19 protein-coding genes, 1 tRNA gene and 1 pseudogene are annotated in these 19,020 nt (G+C 64.4%); 11 read left to right on the top strand and 10 right to left on the bottom strand.

Features of this window, described 5'->3' with window-relative positions; all coding sequences use genetic code 11:
- Window positions 1-421 precede the first annotated feature (421 nt).
- The 3 genes from AU072_RS01550 to AU072_RS28900 all read left to right on the top strand — a co-directional run bounded on the left by AU072_RS01550 (window position 422) and on the right by AU072_RS28900 (window position 1,491).
- Window positions 422-934, top strand: a complete 513-nt coding sequence (locus AU072_RS01550; protein ID WP_133147255.1) for a hypothetical protein — start codon at window positions 422-424, stop codon at window positions 932-934.
- 75 nt (window positions 935-1,009) lie between these two features.
- Window positions 1,010-1,369: a phage major capsid protein gene (locus AU072_RS28895; RefSeq protein WP_064412095.1), complete on the top strand. Its 360-nt coding sequence runs from the start codon at window positions 1,010-1,012 to the stop codon at window positions 1,367-1,369.
- Window positions 1,312-1,491: a phage major capsid protein gene (locus AU072_RS28900; protein WP_407937574.1), complete on the top strand. Its 180-nt coding sequence runs from the start codon at window positions 1,312-1,314 to the stop codon at window positions 1,489-1,491. The genes AU072_RS28895 and AU072_RS28900 overlap by 58 nt, the downstream gene beginning before the upstream one ends.
- A gap of 254 nt (window positions 1,492-1,745) precedes the next feature.
- Here AU072_RS28900 and AU072_RS01560 read toward each other — a convergent pair whose 3' ends face one another.
- Both AU072_RS01560 and mobF read right to left on the bottom strand, forming a co-directional pair.
- On the bottom strand, window positions 1,746-2,312 hold the full coding sequence (locus AU072_RS01560) for a hypothetical protein (RefSeq protein ID WP_064412096.1): 567 nt from the start codon (window positions 2,310-2,312) through the stop codon (window positions 1,746-1,748).
- A gap of 274 nt (window positions 2,313-2,586) precedes the next feature.
- Window positions 2,587-5,416: pseudogene (gene mobF / locus AU072_RS01565) on the bottom strand (MobF family relaxase).
- A gap of 363 nt (window positions 5,417-5,779) precedes the next feature.
- On the opposite strand from mobF, the gene AU072_RS27410 reads away from it, so the two are divergent.
- The 4 genes from AU072_RS27410 to AU072_RS01585 all read left to right on the top strand — a co-directional run bounded on the left by AU072_RS27410 (window position 5,780) and on the right by AU072_RS01585 (window position 8,689).
- Window positions 5,780-6,088: a helix-turn-helix transcriptional regulator gene (locus tag AU072_RS27410; RefSeq protein ID WP_082680894.1), complete on the top strand. Its 309-nt coding sequence runs from the start codon at window positions 5,780-5,782 to the stop codon at window positions 6,086-6,088.
- A gap of 700 nt (window positions 6,089-6,788) precedes the next feature.
- Entirely contained in the window at window positions 6,789-7,367 is a 579-nt protein-coding gene (locus AU072_RS01575) for a DNA primase (RefSeq protein ID WP_133147256.1), read from the top strand.
- A 27-nt stretch (window positions 7,368-7,394) separates the two neighbouring features.
- Window positions 7,395-7,856 carry a hypothetical protein gene (locus tag AU072_RS01580; RefSeq protein WP_064412099.1) on the top strand — a complete coding sequence of 154 codons (462 nt, stop codon included), beginning with the start codon at window positions 7,395-7,397 and terminating at the stop codon, window positions 7,854-7,856.
- A gap of 293 nt (window positions 7,857-8,149) precedes the next feature.
- Window positions 8,150-8,689 carry a hypothetical protein gene (locus AU072_RS01585; protein WP_064412100.1) on the top strand — a complete coding sequence of 180 codons (540 nt, stop codon included), beginning with the start codon at window positions 8,150-8,152 and terminating at the stop codon, window positions 8,687-8,689.
- Window positions 8,690-9,261: 572 nt separating this feature from the next.
- Here AU072_RS01585 and AU072_RS01595 read toward each other — a convergent pair.
- The 6 genes from AU072_RS01595 to AU072_RS01620 form a co-directional block, all read right to left on the bottom strand.
- Window positions 9,262-10,338: a tyrosine-type recombinase/integrase gene (locus tag AU072_RS01595; protein WP_064412102.1), complete on the bottom strand. Its 1,077-nt coding sequence runs from the start codon at window positions 10,336-10,338 to the stop codon at window positions 9,262-9,264.
- A gap of 77 nt (window positions 10,339-10,415) precedes the next feature.
- Window positions 10,416-10,488: transfer RNA gene (locus tag AU072_RS01600), tRNA-Ala, on the bottom strand.
- Window positions 10,489-10,541: 53 nt separating this feature from the next.
- The gene (gene sepX / locus AU072_RS01605; protein ID WP_064412103.1) at window positions 10,542-11,531 is read right to left on the bottom strand and encodes a divisome protein SepX/GlpR; all 990 of its coding nucleotides are present in this window, start codon (window positions 11,529-11,531) and stop codon (window positions 10,542-10,544) included.
- Between the two features lie 222 nt (window positions 11,532-11,753).
- The gene (locus tag AU072_RS01610) at window positions 11,754-12,407 is read right to left on the bottom strand and encodes a GNAT family N-acetyltransferase (protein ID WP_064412104.1); all 654 of its coding nucleotides are present in this window, start codon (window positions 12,405-12,407) and stop codon (window positions 11,754-11,756) included.
- A gap of 17 nt (window positions 12,408-12,424) precedes the next feature.
- Window positions 12,425-13,690, bottom strand: coding sequence for a molybdotransferase-like divisome protein Glp (gene glp, locus AU072_RS01615; RefSeq protein WP_064412105.1), 1,266 nt, complete (start codon window positions 13,688-13,690; stop codon window positions 12,425-12,427).
- A 27-nt stretch (window positions 13,691-13,717) separates the two neighbouring features.
- Window positions 13,718-14,629 (bottom strand): UTP--glucose-1-phosphate uridylyltransferase, encoded by a 912-nt coding sequence (locus tag AU072_RS01620; protein ID WP_064412106.1) that lies wholly within the window; start codon window positions 14,627-14,629, stop codon window positions 13,718-13,720.
- A 77-nt stretch (window positions 14,630-14,706) separates the two neighbouring features.
- On the opposite strand from AU072_RS01620, the gene AU072_RS01625 reads away from it, so the two are divergent.
- The 4 genes from AU072_RS01625 (at window position 14,707) to mscL (ending at window position 16,996) form a co-directional block, all read left to right on the top strand.
- Window positions 14,707-15,306, top strand: a complete 600-nt coding sequence (locus AU072_RS01625) for a 5-formyltetrahydrofolate cyclo-ligase (RefSeq protein ID WP_064412322.1) — start codon at window positions 14,707-14,709, stop codon at window positions 15,304-15,306.
- A 73-nt stretch (window positions 15,307-15,379) separates the two neighbouring features.
- A complete protein-coding gene (locus AU072_RS27415) occupies window positions 15,380-15,715 on the top strand; it encodes an FmdB family zinc ribbon protein (RefSeq protein WP_082680895.1) in 336 nt (111 codons plus the stop codon).
- Between the two features lie 69 nt (window positions 15,716-15,784).
- The gene (locus AU072_RS01635; RefSeq protein WP_064412108.1) at window positions 15,785-16,435 is read left to right on the top strand and encodes an SAF domain-containing protein; all 651 of its coding nucleotides are present in this window, start codon (window positions 15,785-15,787) and stop codon (window positions 16,433-16,435) included.
- Between the two features lie 102 nt (window positions 16,436-16,537).
- Complete coding sequence (gene mscL / locus AU072_RS01640) at window positions 16,538-16,996, top strand: large-conductance mechanosensitive channel protein MscL (protein ID WP_064412109.1); 459 nt, start codon at window positions 16,538-16,540, stop codon at window positions 16,994-16,996.
- A gap of 60 nt (window positions 16,997-17,056) precedes the next feature.
- On the opposite strand, the gene AU072_RS01645 is transcribed toward mscL, so the two are convergent.
- Together AU072_RS01645 and AU072_RS01650 are read right to left on the bottom strand one after the other, a co-directional pair.
- A complete protein-coding gene (locus AU072_RS01645) occupies window positions 17,057-17,701 on the bottom strand; it encodes a porin MspA (RefSeq protein WP_064412110.1) in 645 nt (214 codons plus the stop codon).
- 537 nt (window positions 17,702-18,238) lie between these two features.
- Window positions 18,239-18,883: a porin MspA gene (locus AU072_RS01650; protein ID WP_064412111.1), complete on the bottom strand. Its 645-nt coding sequence runs from the start codon at window positions 18,881-18,883 to the stop codon at window positions 18,239-18,241.
- Between the last annotated feature and the right edge of the window lie 137 nt (window positions 18,884-19,020).

Here is a 19,020-nt window from a genome sequence, read left to right on the forward strand (position 1 = left end):
GTACGGAGATGATGTCCTGCCGCTGGCCGAGTTCGCTCGCCAAGCTCTAAAACTGTTTGAACTGGCGGCGCCTCTAGCGACCTCAGTCGCGATGGCAAGTTGCTACGGCGATACGGTTGACATGCGACCATGGCGAGCGTCGCTGCAGCGAATCGCACGGCAATGTTGTCGCGGGACCGGGAGCCCGAACGATTACAATTCGGAGGCCCTAGCCGGCTTAGGGCAGTGGGAGCGACTTCGGGAGATACCCACTTTACTCATCATGACTTCTGGCACCTTCTTAGCGACAGAAACGGGACACTGGATACGTGTCAGGGATTTAACTCATGACGTGCGGGCGGGATGGCCCTGGCAGCAGGTTCCAATCTGGAACTGGATAGCTCCAAGCGCCCCCTACGCGTCTCAACGTCCAATTGCTAGCGTGGCTTATCGCGCGGTCACTGAACCGAAGTCACTTTGGAGCTCAGCACTCGAATTCTCAGATACGTCGGAGAATTGGCAAGACTTCCACGACTGGTATTTGTTAATGTCGTATGTCGCTGAAACCGCCAAAGCGCACCTAGCCATCAACAGATACTTTGCCGACACCTTTGCCAAGAACGCCATTCTGCTCGGTCTACTGGCCGAAGACTACAAAATCCGACATTATCGAGAGTCCGCGCCTAACGGTTGGTACGGACCAACGATTAAGCACTTCCCAATCAGCAAGACGACGTGGAACCCGAACTGCATAGAACTACAAGTCTTAAATGAAGCGCTTGAGCAAGGCGCGGACTGGGGCCCACTCAAGGCCGGTCTACTTGACGGGTCACCCGATCGCCTGGAGGCGGCGATCGAGGCCTACTTGGATACCTGCGAGTGGATCCGAGGAGACCTAGAGAGATTGAAGGTCGACGACAGCAAGAAGTCGAAGCCGAAGGTCAGAAAAGTATAGCGGCGGACCCCGGGAAGAATCGGATTAGTTCTGTACGACCCGCCGGGGCACAGGCCTAATGCCGACCTCACTGAGTTGCGTGCTCATACCGTCGGCACCGACTCGGTCGGCGGTTTCACCGTCCGTGAGACACTGCTGCTGCGAATCACCGAGCGGATAAGGGCATTTGGCCGTGTCGCCAAAGTCGCCGAGACGATCACCACGATCACACGGGCGCGGCTGCGCTGGCCGACTCTGGAGGAGGTCAGCAATCAAGGTATGATCGCCGCTGAGGCCACTGCACCCGGTTCCGGCGGTGCTGATCTCACCTTGGGTGAGAAGACCCTTGGCGCGTTCCGCTACGTCACACTGGCGTCTCAGACCCGCTGCGGGTCTCGGTGGAACTGTTGCAGGACTCCGCGTCTGATGTTCAGGGTCTGGTCACGCGGGCACTGAGCACCCGCATCGCTCGGAAGCAGAGCGCCGATTTCGTCAATGGCGCCGGCACTTCATGCCGCGATTTTAAGATCTCTGCGGTTGACCGTGCGGCAAAAGCAGGACTACTGCCGATGCGTTGAGATCCGCACCACGGCAGGACGCTCCAGCGCTGTGCAGTGAGTGTTCAACGGTGGCCCATACACCACGACGCCGCATGTCTTGCAATGCCAACTGGAGTGCCCGGCGCCGCCATGGCCTAGACAGGCGACGTGACCGACGAGAACCTGACCGGCTCCAAGTGGTTGACCGTTGGGGCATCGGCTAGGCGGGCGGGTCATCCATCTGCCGTCCGTGGTTTGCACCAAGTCGCCGAACATGTCAACCAGCTAGACCATCATTTGAGAAGCTGTTCGGAGCGGAGTACGTCCCGCGCTTCGGTTAACAGCGTCACCAGTTGATCGAGTCGGCCTAGTTCTGCCTCGATGGATTTGGCGTATCGCTTGCCATCAATCTTGAGGTGCAACACGGTCTGCATACCGCCTGCGATCTCCGGTCCGAAGCTACCGATCCTATCGAAGATGGCGATCACTTCGTCCGGAGCGGACATGCCCACCAAGCCCTGTATCCCCGGTAATTCATCAATGAACTGCCGCCGTAGCATCAGAGCTCTCGCTTCTAGGTCCTCAACCTCGCGGGCGTCTGAACTGGCCTGTGCGGACCACTCCTCGAGTTCCTCAAGCCGTCGGCGCATTTCGATGACGAATAGCCGCGTCTTTGCGATGAATCGAAGGATCTCGCGGTAATCGTTCCGCTTGGCCTCGCGTAGCTCTTTCTGGATCGCGTCGTCACGAGTCCTTTTCGCCCGCTTGCCTTCAGCTAGTTGGGCTAGCCCCGTGGCCATCAGCGTGCTCACGAATCCCAAGGCGGCGATTAGGACGGTAACCCAGCCGGATTGGTTCACGATTTACAGCGTATTTGCTGTGAGCCTCGGGACATCCGTGGGTGGCCGCTCGGGGGCTCCTGACTTGAACGGGGGTGGCGTCAGCGCTACCGCGTGTCCCTCGGCGGGTTGGGATCGTTCCCCGGTGCAACCGTGTCCGAGTCGCGGATCTGTCCCTGCCGATTGTGGCGTTGGCTTCGAGGGATCGGTTGCGCTAAGGCCGTTCACCGCGTAGCGGGGACCCAAATATGAGTTACCTCAGCCGAGCGCGCGGTAACACTGACGACACCGAGATTTATAGTTCTAGACCGTCGGCCTGAAGTTCGATCCCAGTCCCGTGGTGGCGCGCTGCGGCTGCTAGGCGTTCGTATCCGGTGCGCCACGATTCGACGGTCTCGAGGTGTTGCTTCCAGATCGTTCGGCGTGTGCTGCGGCGCTGCTGGTTGCGCTCAAGGGTCTCTGCGGCGATGTCTGGGAGTAGCCCGGTCGGGGTATGTTCGGCGTGGGTGTGCATGGTGGTGGGGCGGTCGTCGTTGGCCAGGATGGTGCGGAAAGTGCCTGCGGCACGGTATTTGCCTCCTCGGTGTAGCTGATGGATCTCGGGTGCGGTGATGGGTGTGGCGTGGTGGCGGTCGGCTTCGTGGTTGAGTTTTTGGTAGAGGTAGGCGTGGTTGGTGTGTCGTCCGCGGGTCATGGCGACGTAGGCCATGGCCCGGGAGGCGCCTTCGCCGAGCAGGGCGTGGCAGGTCGGTGGTGACGCCTTGGGCAGCGTGGACGGTTGTGGCGTAGCCCAAGGTGATGTGCTCGGTGAGGTAGTCGCCGTCGAAGACGGTGCGGGCACCGTCGGACAGACGTTGGGCGGCAAGCCGATTGGTGGCCGTGTCGATGCCCGCGACCCGCCAGCGGTTGCCGTTTCGCACCTGATCCAGTGACTGTGCCTTGTTGTTGGGGCCAGGGTGCAGCGCGATGGTGGGGTCGTTGGCGCGGCTGATGATCACATCACCGACGCGGATATGTTGATCGCGGGCGGCTCTCACGCTGGGCCCGGGCTCGGTCAAGGTGTCGTGCAGGCGGCGGTTCAGCGCGTCGGCCATCTCCCAGGTGCCACACACCAACAGCGCATCCTTATTGCTTGCGCGGTCGGTGAGGTAAGCGTCGAAGGCGTCGGCGGCCATCGCGATCGGATCACCGGTGTGCAGCCGACCGTTGGTGCGGTACCACTTAACCGCGCTGCGCAGCCTGTTGCCGTGCCCACTGCGCAGCGCGAGGGACGCGTCGCGCTCTAAGGGGTCTGTCATGCGCCAGACTTCGGTGAGGTGTTGGCTCCAGGGCAGCTCGGTGCAGAGTTGTTCGAACATGCCGCCGCGGGCTTTGACCGGGGCCAGTTGGCGGGCATCCCCTACCAGCACCACCTTGGCCCGGGCGTGGGTCGTAGCCGCCAGCAGTGCGCCGAAGTCGGGGGTGCCGAGCATGGAGGCCTCATCTATGACCACCACCGTGCGGTCGAGCCGCAGTTGGCTGTCGGCGACAAGGTGCAGTGCTTTGGCGACGGTCAGGCCGCGGTCGCCGGCGCCGCCGTTGAGGGCTTCATCGACGGCCTTGCCGGTCGGCGCGAGCACCAGCACCTGTTTGCGCGCCCGATGCGCCGCGGCGCGCAGGGCCATCAGTGAGTGCGTTTTGCCCGCGCCCGCGGGCGCGGCCAACGGCTGAACCAGAAACGGTGAGGCCGCGATCGCGCGCACCGCGCGCGCTTGGCCCGCCGACAGGCCGCGCACGTCATCGGCGCGCACATCGAGCAGCGCGCGATTGTCGCGAGCATCGACCATGTCCAGGATGCGTTCCTCTTCGGCGATGATCGCGGCCAAGGTGAACCGCTGGTGGCCCTCGCGCTCGTGCGCGGCGCGCGGCGCACTCACGGGCACACTGACCGCGTCGACGGCGCGCTCCACCACTTCACCCGGCTCACCAGGCAGATCGATCGGCAGCTGGGCTGCGAGCAGCTCCACCAGGTCGGCCCGGGTGAACGCGGCCCTATCGATGTGCGCGGCCGCCGCCCCGATGTGCGCGCCCAACTGCGCGACGCCGCCGCGCTGCTCGCCGCGGTGCGCGCCCCGGGCGCGGCGTTCAGTGCGCGCGCGGTAGTGCGCGTCGCGATCCAACACCAGACCGCGCGCATCGGCGCGCCACTGTTCCTTGAGTTGCAGCCAGCCGAGGGATTCGGGTTTGGCGGGGCGGGTGGCCTTCTGCGCGGCGGCCAACTGGGCGGCGCTGGGTTGGCCGTCGACCAGCACCAGGTTGTCGCGGGCCCATTCCCGCAACCGGGAGGAGCGCTGCGACCACGCCCGAATCGACTCGTGGGTGACGCCAGCGATCTCAGCCATCCCGGTGTGCGCATCGATGGGGTCGAATTCGAAGCCACGCTCGGCATGCAACTCACGGCGCAAAGTGGCCTGATAAATCATCCCGGCGGCCTTAGCTTCGTGATAGAGCGACTTCGAATCCAGCGACACCAACTGCCCGTCGGTGCGGGGTTGGCGGTTGGGCACGATCACATGGGTATGCAGATGCGGGTCCCCGCACCGTGAGGTCTCGTGCTGATACGCGATCGCCACCAAGCCCGGCAGGCGCTGCAGATCCTTCATCCCGGTGACCGGGTTGTGCACCCGGGTGTAGCCGGCATGCCGGTGCAGATAGGCCATCGCTGCCTCAACAGCACGAAGATGAGCGGCCACCATCACTTTCTCACCGATGTCATCGGTCAACGCGCGCAGCAGCGACACACTCTTCGGCGCGGCGAACGTCAGATCGAAACCATGCACACTGTTCTCGGTGAATCCCCGCCCTTTGGCACCCGACGGGGCGCGGCCCTCATCCAGCCAAATACGGGCCGTCTCAGTGTCGACCTCACCACCATCCAGCGCGCCACCGCTGAGTCCCTTTGTGCCAGCGATGCTCTCGGTGTCACCGACCACCAACCAGGTCGGTGTGCGGGTATCACCTTCGCAGTAATACTCCCCCAGCCCACCATTGGCCCGCTGCCGGTCCATCGCTCCTTGCTTGACTTGGTCAGCGGTGTCGTTGTAGTAGGCGATACCGAACCGCTTCAACCGCGAAATAGTCAACACCGCCGCAACTTTCGACCACGAAATGGCCTGCCGAGGAGTCTGTTTCGGGAGCGCGTCAAGCGCGCCCGAAACCAGTATTGCACCCTTGTGCCAATGTGCCGTGCAGATTGTCGGGTCGATGTTACTGAAATATCAAGAGTAGCAACTTGTTTGAGATGCCTTGAGTATATATGGGCTGCCACGAGTGAAAAGTGTTGATGTTGAGAAGGGCTGAGGCAGTGCGATGACGGCGGGAGAGATGCGGGGCGTGAACCGGTGTGAATCGCCGCGCCGCCGCGGAAAAATTAGTACCTATAGCACGTCCGTGGAGGCTTACGCTCATGTAATACCGCGTTGATGTCACGCGGGAAAGGTCGAAATGCTATGAGCAACAACATCCATGAGCGGTGGCTCAGCCGGCGCGAACTTGCGGATCGCTTGGGACTGCCGGCCAAGACTCTCGCCCAGTGGGCCTCAAAAGGAACCGGCCCGATCTATGCCCGCATGGGGCGGCATGTCCGGTATCGGCTGAGCGACGTCCTCGAATGGGAAGCCGCCCGAGTGGAGGAGCAGCACGAGGCCGTGCTGGCCGGGCGAGTACATCGCGACGGCGAAGACGTCGCGCAACTGCCCCGCGGGCCGCAAACACTCGCGCCGCAGGAAGGAGCACACGATGATCCCGATCATCTATGACCTCGCAGAGGCGGCCCGCATCCTCGGGTTCTCCGAGTCCTACCTCCGCTCAAAGCTTCGTGATCGAACCTTCGCCGGCATGAAGCGAGCGGGCAGATGGGCGATGACGGAGGCTCAGATCGAAGCGGCTATCGAATCGATGTGCATCGATGCACGACCTGCGGATTCACCGTCGCCGTCGGGACTGTCGAAGCACAGCCGGTATGGACGGCGACTGCGACAGCGGGGCGCTTGAGCAATCGCGATTCTCGCGGCAGGGCCGACGGCCTGTGCTGATCGCCCTACACTCGACAGGACGCGGAGCGCAGCGCGCGACGCACCGTGCGATCGGTTCCCATGCCCAACACCGCCTTACGCTCCCGCAGCCACGACATCCAGTGCGCCGACGGCCACACAATTCAACGGAATGACGGTGGATAGTCGTCGTTATCCATGAATACGAGATCGAGTGTTTGCACTTGGACCTGAGGCGGTATCGGCGCAGTCATTCGTCACGCCATAATGCGCCTGGCAGTGTGGGGACCCCCGGGACGGCGTTGAACGGCTGTCGGCCGAGGCTTCTGATTCTGCTGGCTACGGTTCCCCCACATCGCGCGGCCGGGACGAGTTGGGAATTTGCCGTAAGCAGATGGGCGCGCAGTGAAATCCGAATCGCTGCAGCTCGTAGACAGCGAGTCGTATCGCGAGTACCGTTTCTGGTATGCCTCCATACTGCGATCAGTGCGGCGGTCCTATCGACCAGCTGCGCCCGGGCCGCATAGCCCGCTTCTGCTCCGACCGATGCCGCGTCGCGTTTCACCGGGCGGTGATTCCTGAGCTCATGCGCAAGGAACACCGGTGGGCAACGTACGAGTGGCCATCGATGCAGCCGCGGCGGACCGACGGTCGCCCGGCGTCGACGACAGACCCGAGCACCTGGGCGTCCTACCCGCAGGTCCGTGCCTGGAAGAACAAGGGATACATGCTCGGCGGCAACGTCGGCTGCGTCGACATCGAGCACTGCCTTATCGGAAACCAGCTGCACCCCGCCGTCGCTGAGCTCCTCGCCCCGCTGTCGGACAAGACGTACATCGAGCGGTCGCCGTCCGGCACCGGCCTGCACGTCTTCGGCATCCTGAACGAGGACCGCGGCTGGCGCCGCGTCGTCGACGACGGGATCTCGATCGAGCTTCGCAGCCGTGAGGGATTCATGACTGTGACCGGGCAGCGGGTAAGCAAGTCGTCGCGCTTACACCCAATGCGCTCGCACTTCAGTCATCTCGCGCCTGTCCTTGGCTGAGACCCAATCTCCGAAGCGGAGGCACGTATGAAGTTCAACGATTTCAGGGCTGCCGCACGTCGGTTCGATGTGACCGGAAAGGATCTCGATCCGATCGAGCCGGTCGAACCCGGTCCGATCCATGCCTACCTGCTTATGCCAGCCGAGGAACAGGAGTATCTCGCTAACACCTATGAGTGGGTCTTGAAACAGCCCGGGACCGCGATCATCGAGTACGGCACAACGGAGGCGGCCTGCGGAATGGGTGTGCGCGTCATCTATCGGATGGCGTTCGATGACAGCGACTCACAAGTCTGCCCCAGATGCGTTGATATGGCGAGACTGTGGAACACCGATCCGGACGCCTATCACCGCCGGGTCGACGAGCGACATGAACGATGGGCGGATCGTGAGGACCGTCGGTACGAGGCGGCCGACGCGGCCGATCTCGCGCGCCAGGAGTCCTACGGCAACGAGCCAATCGACAACGATGACGAAGAAAACGATTGAGCTGGGCTGATTTTTGCAGGGTCGCACACGGACCTTGCAAAACATTGGTCCGCGCGCCGTGGTGGGTTGTGTCGGTGGGCGGTGGAATCATTGGTTACTCGCGGTCTAAGAGGGCCGGGATTCCATATCTGAGGGCAAGACCATGACGCAGGATCAGACTCCATCCAGTCAGACGCCGGCGGATCCGCCACCGCCTCCACCACCCCCGCCGATCACGGTCACTACCGAGCCCTGGCAGGACCCGTGGCCTGAACAGGCCATCACGGGCAGCGCTCCACCGCCAGAACCTCACCGTGAGCACCGCCGCAGGTGAGTCTGTAGACCCCATCTCGCCGGCTGGACTGATCTACCAGACGATCACCGACAAGCTCCTGGCCGCCGAGTTCGACCGGCGCAGGGCTCTAGAGGGCCGCGGCGCAACTCTGCTCACCGCGAGTGGCACGATGCTGACGCTGATCTTCGGGTTGACGGTGCTGGTCACGGGCAAGGATGCGGTTTTCCATAATCGGTGCGCGATCTACTTCCTGATTGCAGCGATGATCGCGTTTCTCGTGTCCGCGATGATCGCAATTGTGGTGCAAGCGCACGGTTTTGAATACCAGGTGATGAGCGATGACGCACTGAAGTCATTGGCGTGCGATAACACAGAGTGGGCCCGGCGCGCAGACGACGCGACGAGGGCATGGGTCAGCAAGCAGGCGAGCACCATTTGTACGTTGCGCGTCGGCAACAACACCAAGGCGAGGCAGATCGCGTGGAGCCTGTGGTTTCAGGTGAGCGCAGTCGCCTTGCTATCGATATCCGTCGGCATCGAGCTGGTTAGCCGTCTCTAGCCATTCGTTTCGCCAGGCCGCAATCGGATGTGGCCAACGGTGAGAGGAGTGGTCCTCGGGTCGCCCCACTTCGGCAACCACCAATTCACCTGCCAAATACACGGATCGATGATCTTGTCGTCGGGCAGGTCCGCTCCTTTGTCGGCGAGTATGTCGCGGATCCGAAGAGGCCGCGGCAGCAGTCCTTCTTCCATTTCATGCCTTCGAGGGCTCCGATCAGGTCCTGTTCCTGAATTGGTGCGGTGTGGCGTGTCTGCATCGACCATGTCTCATCACGCCAAGACAATTCCGCGGGGTTGCCGTCTCTGCCCTCGCGTGGTTTGCCGGGCGCCGAACCGCACGATGTTCATGGTCCGGCTCGGGAACTCACCGGTGATAGGGAGCACTCCCTGATGACGCCGCCTAGTGCTGCGGCGAGCTGATACTCGAAGTAGGCGCGACGCTAGCTGGCGGTCATGTCGCCCAGCATGAACCAGCTGTCGCATGGGCCACGCTCCATCCGCATGGATAACCGCTGTTTCATGTCGGTAAGGCGGCGAAGGCAGACGTCGGCGATGGTCGCTTGAAAGCGGCTAGCCGAGCGCCGACCCGATGGCGTCGGCGGCGGCTTGTGCGCTTCGTCTGTCGAGATGTCCGTAGACACCGATGGTCGTCTGGATGGACTCATGCCCTAAGTGCTGCTGAATAACCGGCAGTGGCACACCCGCCTGAATCATCCACGACGCGCACGTGTGCCGAAGGTCGTGCACACGCGGCGACTTCGTCAAGCCGGTCTTCATCGCACTCTCACGTCCCGGCTTCCAGCCACCATTGAAGAACTCCTGTGCGCGAACAGGATTGCCCGCGCCGTTCGTAAATAGGAAGCCTGGCGCTGTGAGGTCGACGACCTCTAGCGCCGCCGGCGGCAGACTGATCGTGCGGATCGATTTCTTGGTCTTGGGCGGTCCGATCTCTGGCCGGTAGTCACCGGAGTACTTCCACGCCTTGTTTATTCGGCACGTCTTCGCCTCGATGTCGATGTCTGAGGCGCTAAGGGCCGTCGCCTCCGAGAAGCGCATGCCGGTGGTCACCAGCCAGGTGGCCAGGTTCTTCCACCGCTCGCGCTCGATGTGATCACGCAACAGCCGGAACTCATCTGGGGTGAGGAACACCGTCTCCTCCACCCGGGTATGCGGCAGCCGTCGCCCCTGGCAGGGGTTAGATGCCACAACGCCGACGCGCACCGCGGCGTTGAAAGCCCCGGACAAGAAGCCGTGCTTGTTGGCAATCGTCTTGCCGCTACCACTGAGTTGCTTCACCCACTTCGCGATCGTCGTCTCGGTGATTGCCGAGACAGGCATGGAGCCAAACACGGGGTCGATGTCGCGGGTCACGTAGGTGCGGTAGCGGTTAAGCGTGGCCGGCTGCACGCCGGTCAGATTGTCGATGTGAGTGTGCAGCCACTCACTGACCGTCGGAACATGGCGGCCAACCTCGTCGAGCTCGATGATGCGCAGCGCCTCGTCAGGACCGTGATCTTCCAGCAGGCCCTTGAAACGCTCTGCGGCAGGGAGGTTTTCGAACGTCAGTGAGCGCTGGCGGCCGTCCTGCCGCCACAACACGCGATAGGTGTTCCCGGCGCGGTTCTTTTGGGCGTGGATGCTTGCCACAATCCCTGATGTTACGTGAGATGTTACGTGGTTCCCGACGTAACCTTGAAAATGCCCTCTGACCTGCTCAATAACTGTGGAGCTAAGGGGAATCGAACCCCTGACCTACTCGATGCGAACGAGTCGCGCTACCAACTGCGCCATAGCCCCTGATACCGGTAGCAGGCTACCAGTCATCGGATGGCCGCCGAAAATCGACGGGCTTACTGCCCCGCAGCCCGCGGCAGGTCGAAGTGCCGCGCGAACGGCGCATAATCCAGATGCTCGAAGATCGGATCCTCGTCGTCGATCTCCAACACCACCGAACCCGGCCGCCGCAAGCGGGCCGGCACCACGTCGAACTCGCGGTCATCGGTGTTCTCGACGCCCAGCCGCGAGCGGGCGATGCGCTGCGCACGCCTGCGACGCAACCGCTCCTCGATCCGGGTCTGCCGCCGCAGGTAGCCCAGGTACAGGACGGTGAAACCGCTGACCGCGCCACACAGCCACCACAACGACGGGCTGAGCGTGAACGCCGCGGCTGCCGACGCCACCAACAGCACGCCCAGCGCCGTCAGCATCCGCTTGCGGAACCGATACTTGCGCTCGCTCACCGCGGCCGCCGTCTTGGACTCATGCCTGCGCCGGCGCGCCTCGGACAGCGAGTCCGCCATCTGCAGGTCGGCCTCGGACGGCGCTTCCAGCCCGGATGAATCGTCGACGGTCTCGTACTCGTCGTCCAGGTCCTCCGGCTCAGCTTCCTGCTCCTCGGCGACCGCGTCGGTCTCGCCCGCCGACTCGTCGAATTGCAGTGTGAGCTCTTCGTTTTCGGCTTCCTGTCGGTCTGACACTCCGACGGGCAAGGCGCCGGAGTCCTCGCCGATGACATCGACGTCGAGGTAGTCGGGCTCGGACTTCTCCTCGACGGTGACCGCGGCGGCGCGCACCACCGCTCGGCTGACGGGTTCCGGTTCGATCTCCTCGTCGAGGTCTTCTTCGGACGGGCGCCAGTCCGGATCGCTGGCATGACCGGCTGCCGGACCGCGCCGTTTCAGCAGCCGCGTGTTTCGGCCGCTGTTGAGCACGCGCGTCGCCAGCGCCACGTCACTGGTCCGACGCACGGTGTCGCGCTTGCTGATCAGCATCGGCACGAGCACGAAGAGCCAGAGAACGACGAGAGATATCCACAGAAGAGATTGGGGGATGCTTGGCATGTCGCCTGCTCCTTTCCCCTAAAGGCTAGGTCGGTGACCTGCGCATCCGTGGGCGGCGCGCCGAAGCAATTACACACCTGTAATTCGCACAAGACAAGCACCAACAGTCACAAATGTCACATTGGTAACAGTCCACGGCGTTCGGCTTTCGCGAGACGTACACCAGGGTGGTGCTTCGCCGCGGTTCGCGACCCTGTTGTACGTCTCGCGAAATCACGCCCGCTACGCCCACTCGGCGCGTCCCTGCCGCACCAGTGTGGCGGCCGCCGATCCGGTGACCTCTTCGATCGTGATGGCCACCAGCAGGTGATCGCGCCAGGCACCGTCGACATCGAGATACCGGCGCAGCAGTCCTTCCTCCCGAAAGCCGACCTTCGCCAAAACCGCACGGCTGGGGGCGTTTTCCGGGCGCACGGTCGCCTCGACCCGGTGCAGTCCGACCGGGCCGAAACAGTGGTCGACCCCCAGCGCCAGGGCCGCGGTCGCGACTCCGCCTCCGTTCACCGCCTTGGCCACCCAATACCCGATCCAGGCCGAGCGCAGCGCCCCATGGGTGACGTTGCCGATCGTGAGCTGGCCGCAGAACTGGTCGTCCAACTCGATCACGAAGGGCACCATCCGGCCCTTGCGGGCCTCGGATCGCAACCCCGAACACACCGAGGGCCACGCCGTGATCGCGTGTCGTGTCTCCCAATCCACACCGGCAGCCGGTTCCCACGGCTCCAAGTGGGCGCGGTCGGCCAGCCGGATGCGGCTCCATTGCGCACCGTCTCGCAGCCGCACCGGACGCAGCCGCACCACGCCGGCGGGCACACGCAGCGGACCCGCAGACATCGGCCAGCCCGGGTGTACCGAACTCGACCGCCACAGGTTCACGTCGACACCCGCGCGGGTCAGCCGCGTTGTGCCAGGAATGCGACGTCGACGATCTCGCCGGTGCGAACCGATTCGGCTTCGGTGGGCACGATGACGAGACAGTTCGCCTCGGCCAGCGTGGCCAGCAAGTGCGAGGCACCGGGCGCTCCCCCGAGTGCTTGGACGAGGTATTCACCGGTGTCCTGATCCCGCATGAGTTGGCCGCGCAGATATCCCGTCCGGCCCGCGACCGATTCGATCGGCGACAACGTGCGGGCCTGCACGATGCGGCGGTGCGCATGCCGCTTGCCCAGCGACAGCCGGATCAGCGGACGCACCATGACCTCGAACACCACCAGCGCGCTGACCGGGTTGGCGGGCAACAGGAAGACCGGAACGCCCTCGCGCCCCAGTTGGCCGAACCCCTGCACCGAGCCGGGGTGCATGGCGATGCGGGTCACCTCCATCTCGCCGAGTTCGGCAAGTACCGCACGGACCCCCTCCGCGGCCGCCCCGCCGACCGCCCCGGCGATGACGACCACCTCCGCCCGGTTGAGCTGACCCTCGACGACTTCACGCAGCCGCTTGGGATCGGTGTCGACGATGCCGACCCTGTTCACCTCGGCACCCGCGTCGCGCCCAGCGGCGGCCAGCGCGTAGGAGTTCACGTCGTAGACCTGCCCGTTGCCGGGTGTGCGGGAGATGTCGACGAGTTCGCCGCCCACGCACATCACCGACAACCGCGGCCGCGGATGCACCAGCACCCGCTCCCTGCCGACCGCGGCCAGCAGGCCGACCTGCGCCGGTCCGATGATCGTGCCTGACCGCACCGCGACGTCGCCGGGTTGGACGTCGTCGCCCGTGCGCCGGACATAGGCGCCCGACCGCACGCCACGCAGCACCCTGACCCGCGCATCGCCGCCGTCGGTCCAGCGCAGCGGGAGCACCGCGTCGGCGAGCGTCGGCATCGGAGCGCCGGTCTGCACGCGCGCAGCCTGCCGTGGCTGCAGTCTGCTGGGGGTGCGGGCGCCGGCCTCGATCAGTCCCATCACCGGCAGGCTGACATCGCCGTCGGATGCCTCTTCCCCATCCGCCGCGTCGCCGGCCTCACCGACGCCGAGCACGTCGACGCTGCGGACCGCGTACCCGTCGATCGCGGCCTGATCGAATCCGGGCAGCGGACGCTCGGTGACCACTTCCTCGGCGCACATCAACCCCTGCGCCTCGGCTATCGCCACCCGCACCGGCCGCGGCGCCACCGCGGCAGCCGCGACTCGTGCCTGCTGTTCCTCGACCGAACGCACTGCACCCCTATCTACGCGTCGGGGCTCTCAGCAGTCGACCAGCCCCAATCGCTCCACCAACCACCGCCGGAGTTCCGGCCCGTAGTCATCGCGCTTCAACGCAAAGTCAACCGCAGCCTTGAGGTAGCCTCCGGGATTTCCGAGGTCGTGTCGAGAGCCGCGGTGCACGACCACGTGCACGGGGTGCCCCTCGTTGATGAGCAAGGCGACGGCATCGGTCAGCTGGATCTCACCGCCCGCGCCGCGCGGAACCCGGCGCAGCGCGTCGAAGATGGCCCGGTCGAGGACGTATCGACCGGCCGCGGCGTACGGCGACGGGGCGTCCTCGGCCTTCGGCTTCTCATACATGCCCTTCACACGCAACACGTTCGGGTTGTTCGTGTCGGAGACGGGTTCGACATCGAAGACGCCGTACGCGCTGATCTCCTCGCTCGGCACTTCGATCGCACACAGCACCGAACCACCGCGTTTGGCCCGCACCTTCGACATGGTCTCCAGCACGCCGGTCGGCAGCACGAGGTCGTCGGGCAGCAACACCGCGATCGCGTCCTCGTCGGGGCTCAGCTTCGGTTCCACGCAGCTGACCGCGTGGCCAAGGCCCAACGGCTCTGCCTGCACCACCGACTCGACTTTGATGAGCGCCGGCGCGCGACGCACCTTCTCCAGCATCGACTCCTTGCCGCGCTCCTCCAACGTGCCCTCGAGGACGAGGTCCTCGACGAAGTGCGCGACGACCCCGTCTTTGCCCTCGGACGTGATGATGATCAGGCGTTCCGCGCCGGCTTCGGCGGCTTCCGCGGCGACGAGCTCGATGCCGGGGGTATCGACGACCGGCAGCAGTTCCTTGGGGACGGTCTTGGTGGCAGGCAGGAATCGCGTGCCCAGGCCCGCTGCAGGCACCACCGCCGTATAGGGGATCGGGACCAAAGTCCGTGTCATCGTTCACACACTAACGTCCATGGGCAGGTTGAAACGTGGTGAGGTCGGGCGTGTTGGGACCGGTTGAGGAGGCTGACGTGAACGCGACCAAGGCGGAGCTTCGGGCCTCGATTCTGGCGGCCCGCCGAGCCGTGGCCGCGCACACCCATGACGCCGATGCGTACGCCCTGACCCGCCATGTGACGGCGTCCGTCTCGGCCGAAACGACTGTCTGCGCCTACGTTCCGGTCGGCTCCGAGCCCGGCTCCTCCGAGATGATCGATTCCCTTCACCGGCGCGGTGTGCGGGTGCTGCTGCCGGTCGCCAGGCACGACGCCGCGGGTTTCCCGAAGCCGTTGCAGTGGGGCGAGTACATGCCCGGTGACTTGGTGGAGGGGCGGTTCGGTCTGCAGGAACCGAAAGGGCCGTGGCTGGCGCCGGAGATCATCGCGGTCGCCACCACACTGTTGATCCCCGCGCTCGCGGTCGATCGCGGCGGTGTGCGGCTGGGTCGCGGTGCCGGCTTCTACGACCGGTCGCTGCGCTTAGCGTCCCCGTCGGCGCGGCTCATCGCGGTGGTCCGCGACGACGAAGTCGTCGACCGGCTGCCCGCCGAACCGCACGATGTGCCGATGACCCATGCGCTGACGCCGGGGCGCGGGCTGGTGGCCCTCCGGGCGGACGCCGGCGGGGAATGACGCACGCCACGTAGCGGTTCTAGCACTTGAGCCGGTAGAGTGCTAACAGATTTGACCACCAGGGAGGGGTCCCGTGCCTACGTATTCCTATGCGTGCACCGAGTGCGGCGACAAGTTCGACGCAATTCAGGCATTCAGTGATGCGTCGCTGACCACGTGCAAGAAGTGCAACGGCCGCCTGCGCAAGCTGTTCGGGAACGTGGGCGTGGTGTTCAAGGGCAGCGGCTTCTACCGCACCGACAGCCGTGAATCCGGCAAGAGCTCGTCGAACGGTTCCAGCAACGGGTCGAGCTCCTCGGAGTCCAGTTCCTCGTCGGAGAAGAAGTCGTCGGACACGGCGAGCGCCGGCTCGTCGAGCGGCTCCTCGAGCTCGTCGAGCTCAACTGCGGCGGCCGCCGCGTCGAGCTGACGCTTCGAGTTATCCACAGGACGGCGAGTATCTCGCCCACTGTCTTGATGCGCTGCCTAACTTGGCCGCATGGGGGATTCACTCAACCCGTCGCCGCTGCACCGGATCACCGAGATCCTGCGGCCCGATTGGACACGCACCGTTCTGGCTCGCCGCATCGCCGCCGGCGCTCTGGTGCTGCTCGCAGCCGTTGCCGCGGTGCGTCCCGATCCCGATGACCAGCACGTCGAGACCGTCGTCGCCGCGCGCGACCTGAGCCCGGGAAGCGAACTGACCGCCGACGATGTTCGCCGTGAAAAGCTCGACGCCGCAACGGTTCCCGACGGTGTCCACTCGGAGATCTCCGCGGTCGTCGGCGCCACACTGGCCGGCCCCGTCCGCCGCGGCGAAGCGCTCACCGACGTCCGCCTGCTGACGCCCAGGCTCGCCGAATCGGCGGCAGGCCCGACAGCACGCATCGTGCCGCTGTCGCTGGACGAGACCGCGGTGCTCGATCTGATCCGGACGGGTGACGTGGTCGATGTACTGGCGGCCAGCGGGGAATCCGACACCCGACCGCGGGTGGTGGCGAGCGACGCGATCGTGGTGTTGGTGTCCGAAAAGCCCTCGGGGACAACCGCGGGAGCTGACCGCGTGGTTCTGGTGGCACTACCCGCGCACGCCGCCAACGAGGTGGCGGCGGCGACACTCGTCGAGGCCGTGACGCTCACCCTGCACTGACGGGCTCCGTCCGACTCGGGACGTTCCGGCCCTGTCCGGTCGCAACGCAGCTAACGTGCGTAACTGTCGACCACATATCACGGCAGGCAGGAGCTGAGACAAATGTTGAAGGGCTTCAAGGATTTCCTCGCCAGAGGCAACATCGTGGACCTCTCGGTCGCGGTGGTCATCGGTACGGCGTTCACCGGCCTGGTCACCAAGTTCACCGACAGCATCATCCAGCCGCTGATCAGCCGCATCGGCGCGGGCGGTGATTCCGACTACGGCATACTGCGCATCGGCATCGGGGGCGGGCAGACGATCGACCTGAATGTTCTGCTGTCCGCGGCGATCAACTTCATCCTGGTTGCGGCCGTCGTGTATTTCCTCGTCGTGCTGCCCTACAACCGGCTGCGTAAGAAGGGCGAGGTCGAGCAGGCCCAGGACACCGAGCTGTCCCTGCTCACCGAGATCCGCAACATCCTCGCCGAGACCAACGGATCCTCGGGCGCACACAGCGCGGCCCCCGGCACGGGTCCCGACCCCGACACGGCGAAGACCACGAGCGCCGACAAGACCTGATGGGAACGGAACAGCCCCCGGAGGGTTCCGGGGGCTGTTCGTTGCTCGGGAGAGCGTTTGTCAGTTCATGTTCCACGGCTCGCCGTAGGTGGTGACACTGTCACCAGCCGACGAGATCAGTCGAGCGAACGGACGCAACAACACACCACCGGCCGCACCGGTGACCGTGCCGTGCGCATTGGACACCGCCACACCGCCGTTAGCGCCGGCCACATCCACCGAGAACGTCGCGACCTCCTGGATACCCGGGCCGTTACCGAGATCGGCGCTGATCGACACACCCGGGAACAGGTTCGGGGTGGTCAAGAAGCCTTGGGTCGGATCGAGGTTGGGGGGAGCCTGGTCGAGCAGGATGTTGGGAGTGGTGTAGCTGAAGTTGATGCCCACACCCAGCGACCACGGGAAGCCGATCTGATAGCCCAGCTCCAGCGTGCCCTCGAACTCATCGGCACCCGGGCCGGCCACGATGTACTTCGCGCGGCCGCTGTGGAACCACTCACGCGTCAGCCGGTTGCGGTCAAGAGGAAACACACCGTTGAGGAAGGTGTCCCACTGCTGAATGGTCAGCGTCCGGTCCTTGCCGTCGACCAGACTCAACTCATTGTCCAACCCTGCGTGAGAGGTGCCCGCGCTCACGAACAACGACGCGCAGGCTCCGGCTATCGCCAAAACCAACGCCATCAGCACCCGACTGAATACCTTCATGTTCTCCCTAGCTAGTCGATGCGGACCCCCTGTGGACCCGCAACTGGTGTCAGCCGTAGCTGGCGCTAGCGCCGCACGACGCATGAGAGTGGCATTTGAGCAAATGAGAGACCTCACATGCTGCTCTAATGCTTCGCTCATCCGATGACACGAGGAACATAACGGCGCTGACGGAAACCGGCAACGCGAGAGCGCGGCCGGCGCCCGCGAAGTCGCTCCTGTTCTTCGTCGGCGCAATTCGGTTCATCACGCGAATAAGGCTTGCCACGAGGAGATTCCAACCCCTTCCCGCGGGTATTGTCGGACTTCAAGCTCGTCGTTTCGGCTGGGCCGATGGCCGCAGCGTGTGCTGCGGCACATCGGAGGCTCCGCGCCCGGAGCGATCACAGTTTCGCTGCTGTAACGTTCTGTGATCAAGATCACCAGCAAAGTGCTTTTGCCATTTACCCAATGGCAACGTTCCGTACCACCAGCGGTCGAAAACAAGACAGCCCCCGGAAGGGTCCGGGGGCTGTTCGTTGCTCGGGAGAGCGTTTGTCAGTTCATGTTCCACGGCTCGCCGTAGGTGGTGACACTGTCACCGGCCGAGGAGATCAGTCGAGCGAACGGGCGCAACAACACACCACCGGCAGCACCGGTGACCGTGCCGTGCGCATTGGACACCGCCACACCGCCGTTGGCGCCGGCCACATCCACCGAGAACGTCGCCACCTCTTGGATGCCCGGACCGTTACCGAGATCGGCGCTGATCGACGCTCCGGGAAACAGGTTCGGGGTGGTCAAGAAGCCCATTTCGGGGTTCAGGCTCGGTGGCGCCTGGTCGAGCAGGACGTTCGGGGTCGTGTAGCTGAAGTTGATGCCCACACCCAGCGACCACGGGAAGCCGATCTGATAGCCAAGCTCCAGCGTGCCCTCGAACTCATCGGCACCCGGGCCGGCCACGATGTACTTCGCACGGCCACTGTGGAACCACTCACGCGTCAGCCGGTTGCGGTCAAGAGGAAACACACCGTTGAGGAAGGTGTCCCACTGCTGAATGGTCAACGTCCGGTCCTTGCCATCGACCAGACTCAACTCATTGTCCAACCCTGCGTGAGAGGTGCCCGCGCTCACGAACAACGACGCGCAGGCTCCGGCCATCGCCAAAACCAACGCCATCAGCACCCGACCGAATACCTTCATGTTCTCCCTAGCTATGTCGGCGGTCAGCCGTGGGCTCACCGTGCTCTGTAGTTCCGCCTGGCACTTCTAAATGAGAGATCTCATGTGTCGCTGTTACGTGCTGTTCATCGCTTGTGACACGAGGAACATAACGGTCG

It is taken from the genome of Mycolicibacterium novocastrense, assembly GCF_001499835.1.
GTDB classification, from domain to species: Bacteria; Actinomycetota; Actinomycetes; order Mycobacteriales; family Mycobacteriaceae; genus Mycobacterium; species Mycobacterium novocastrense.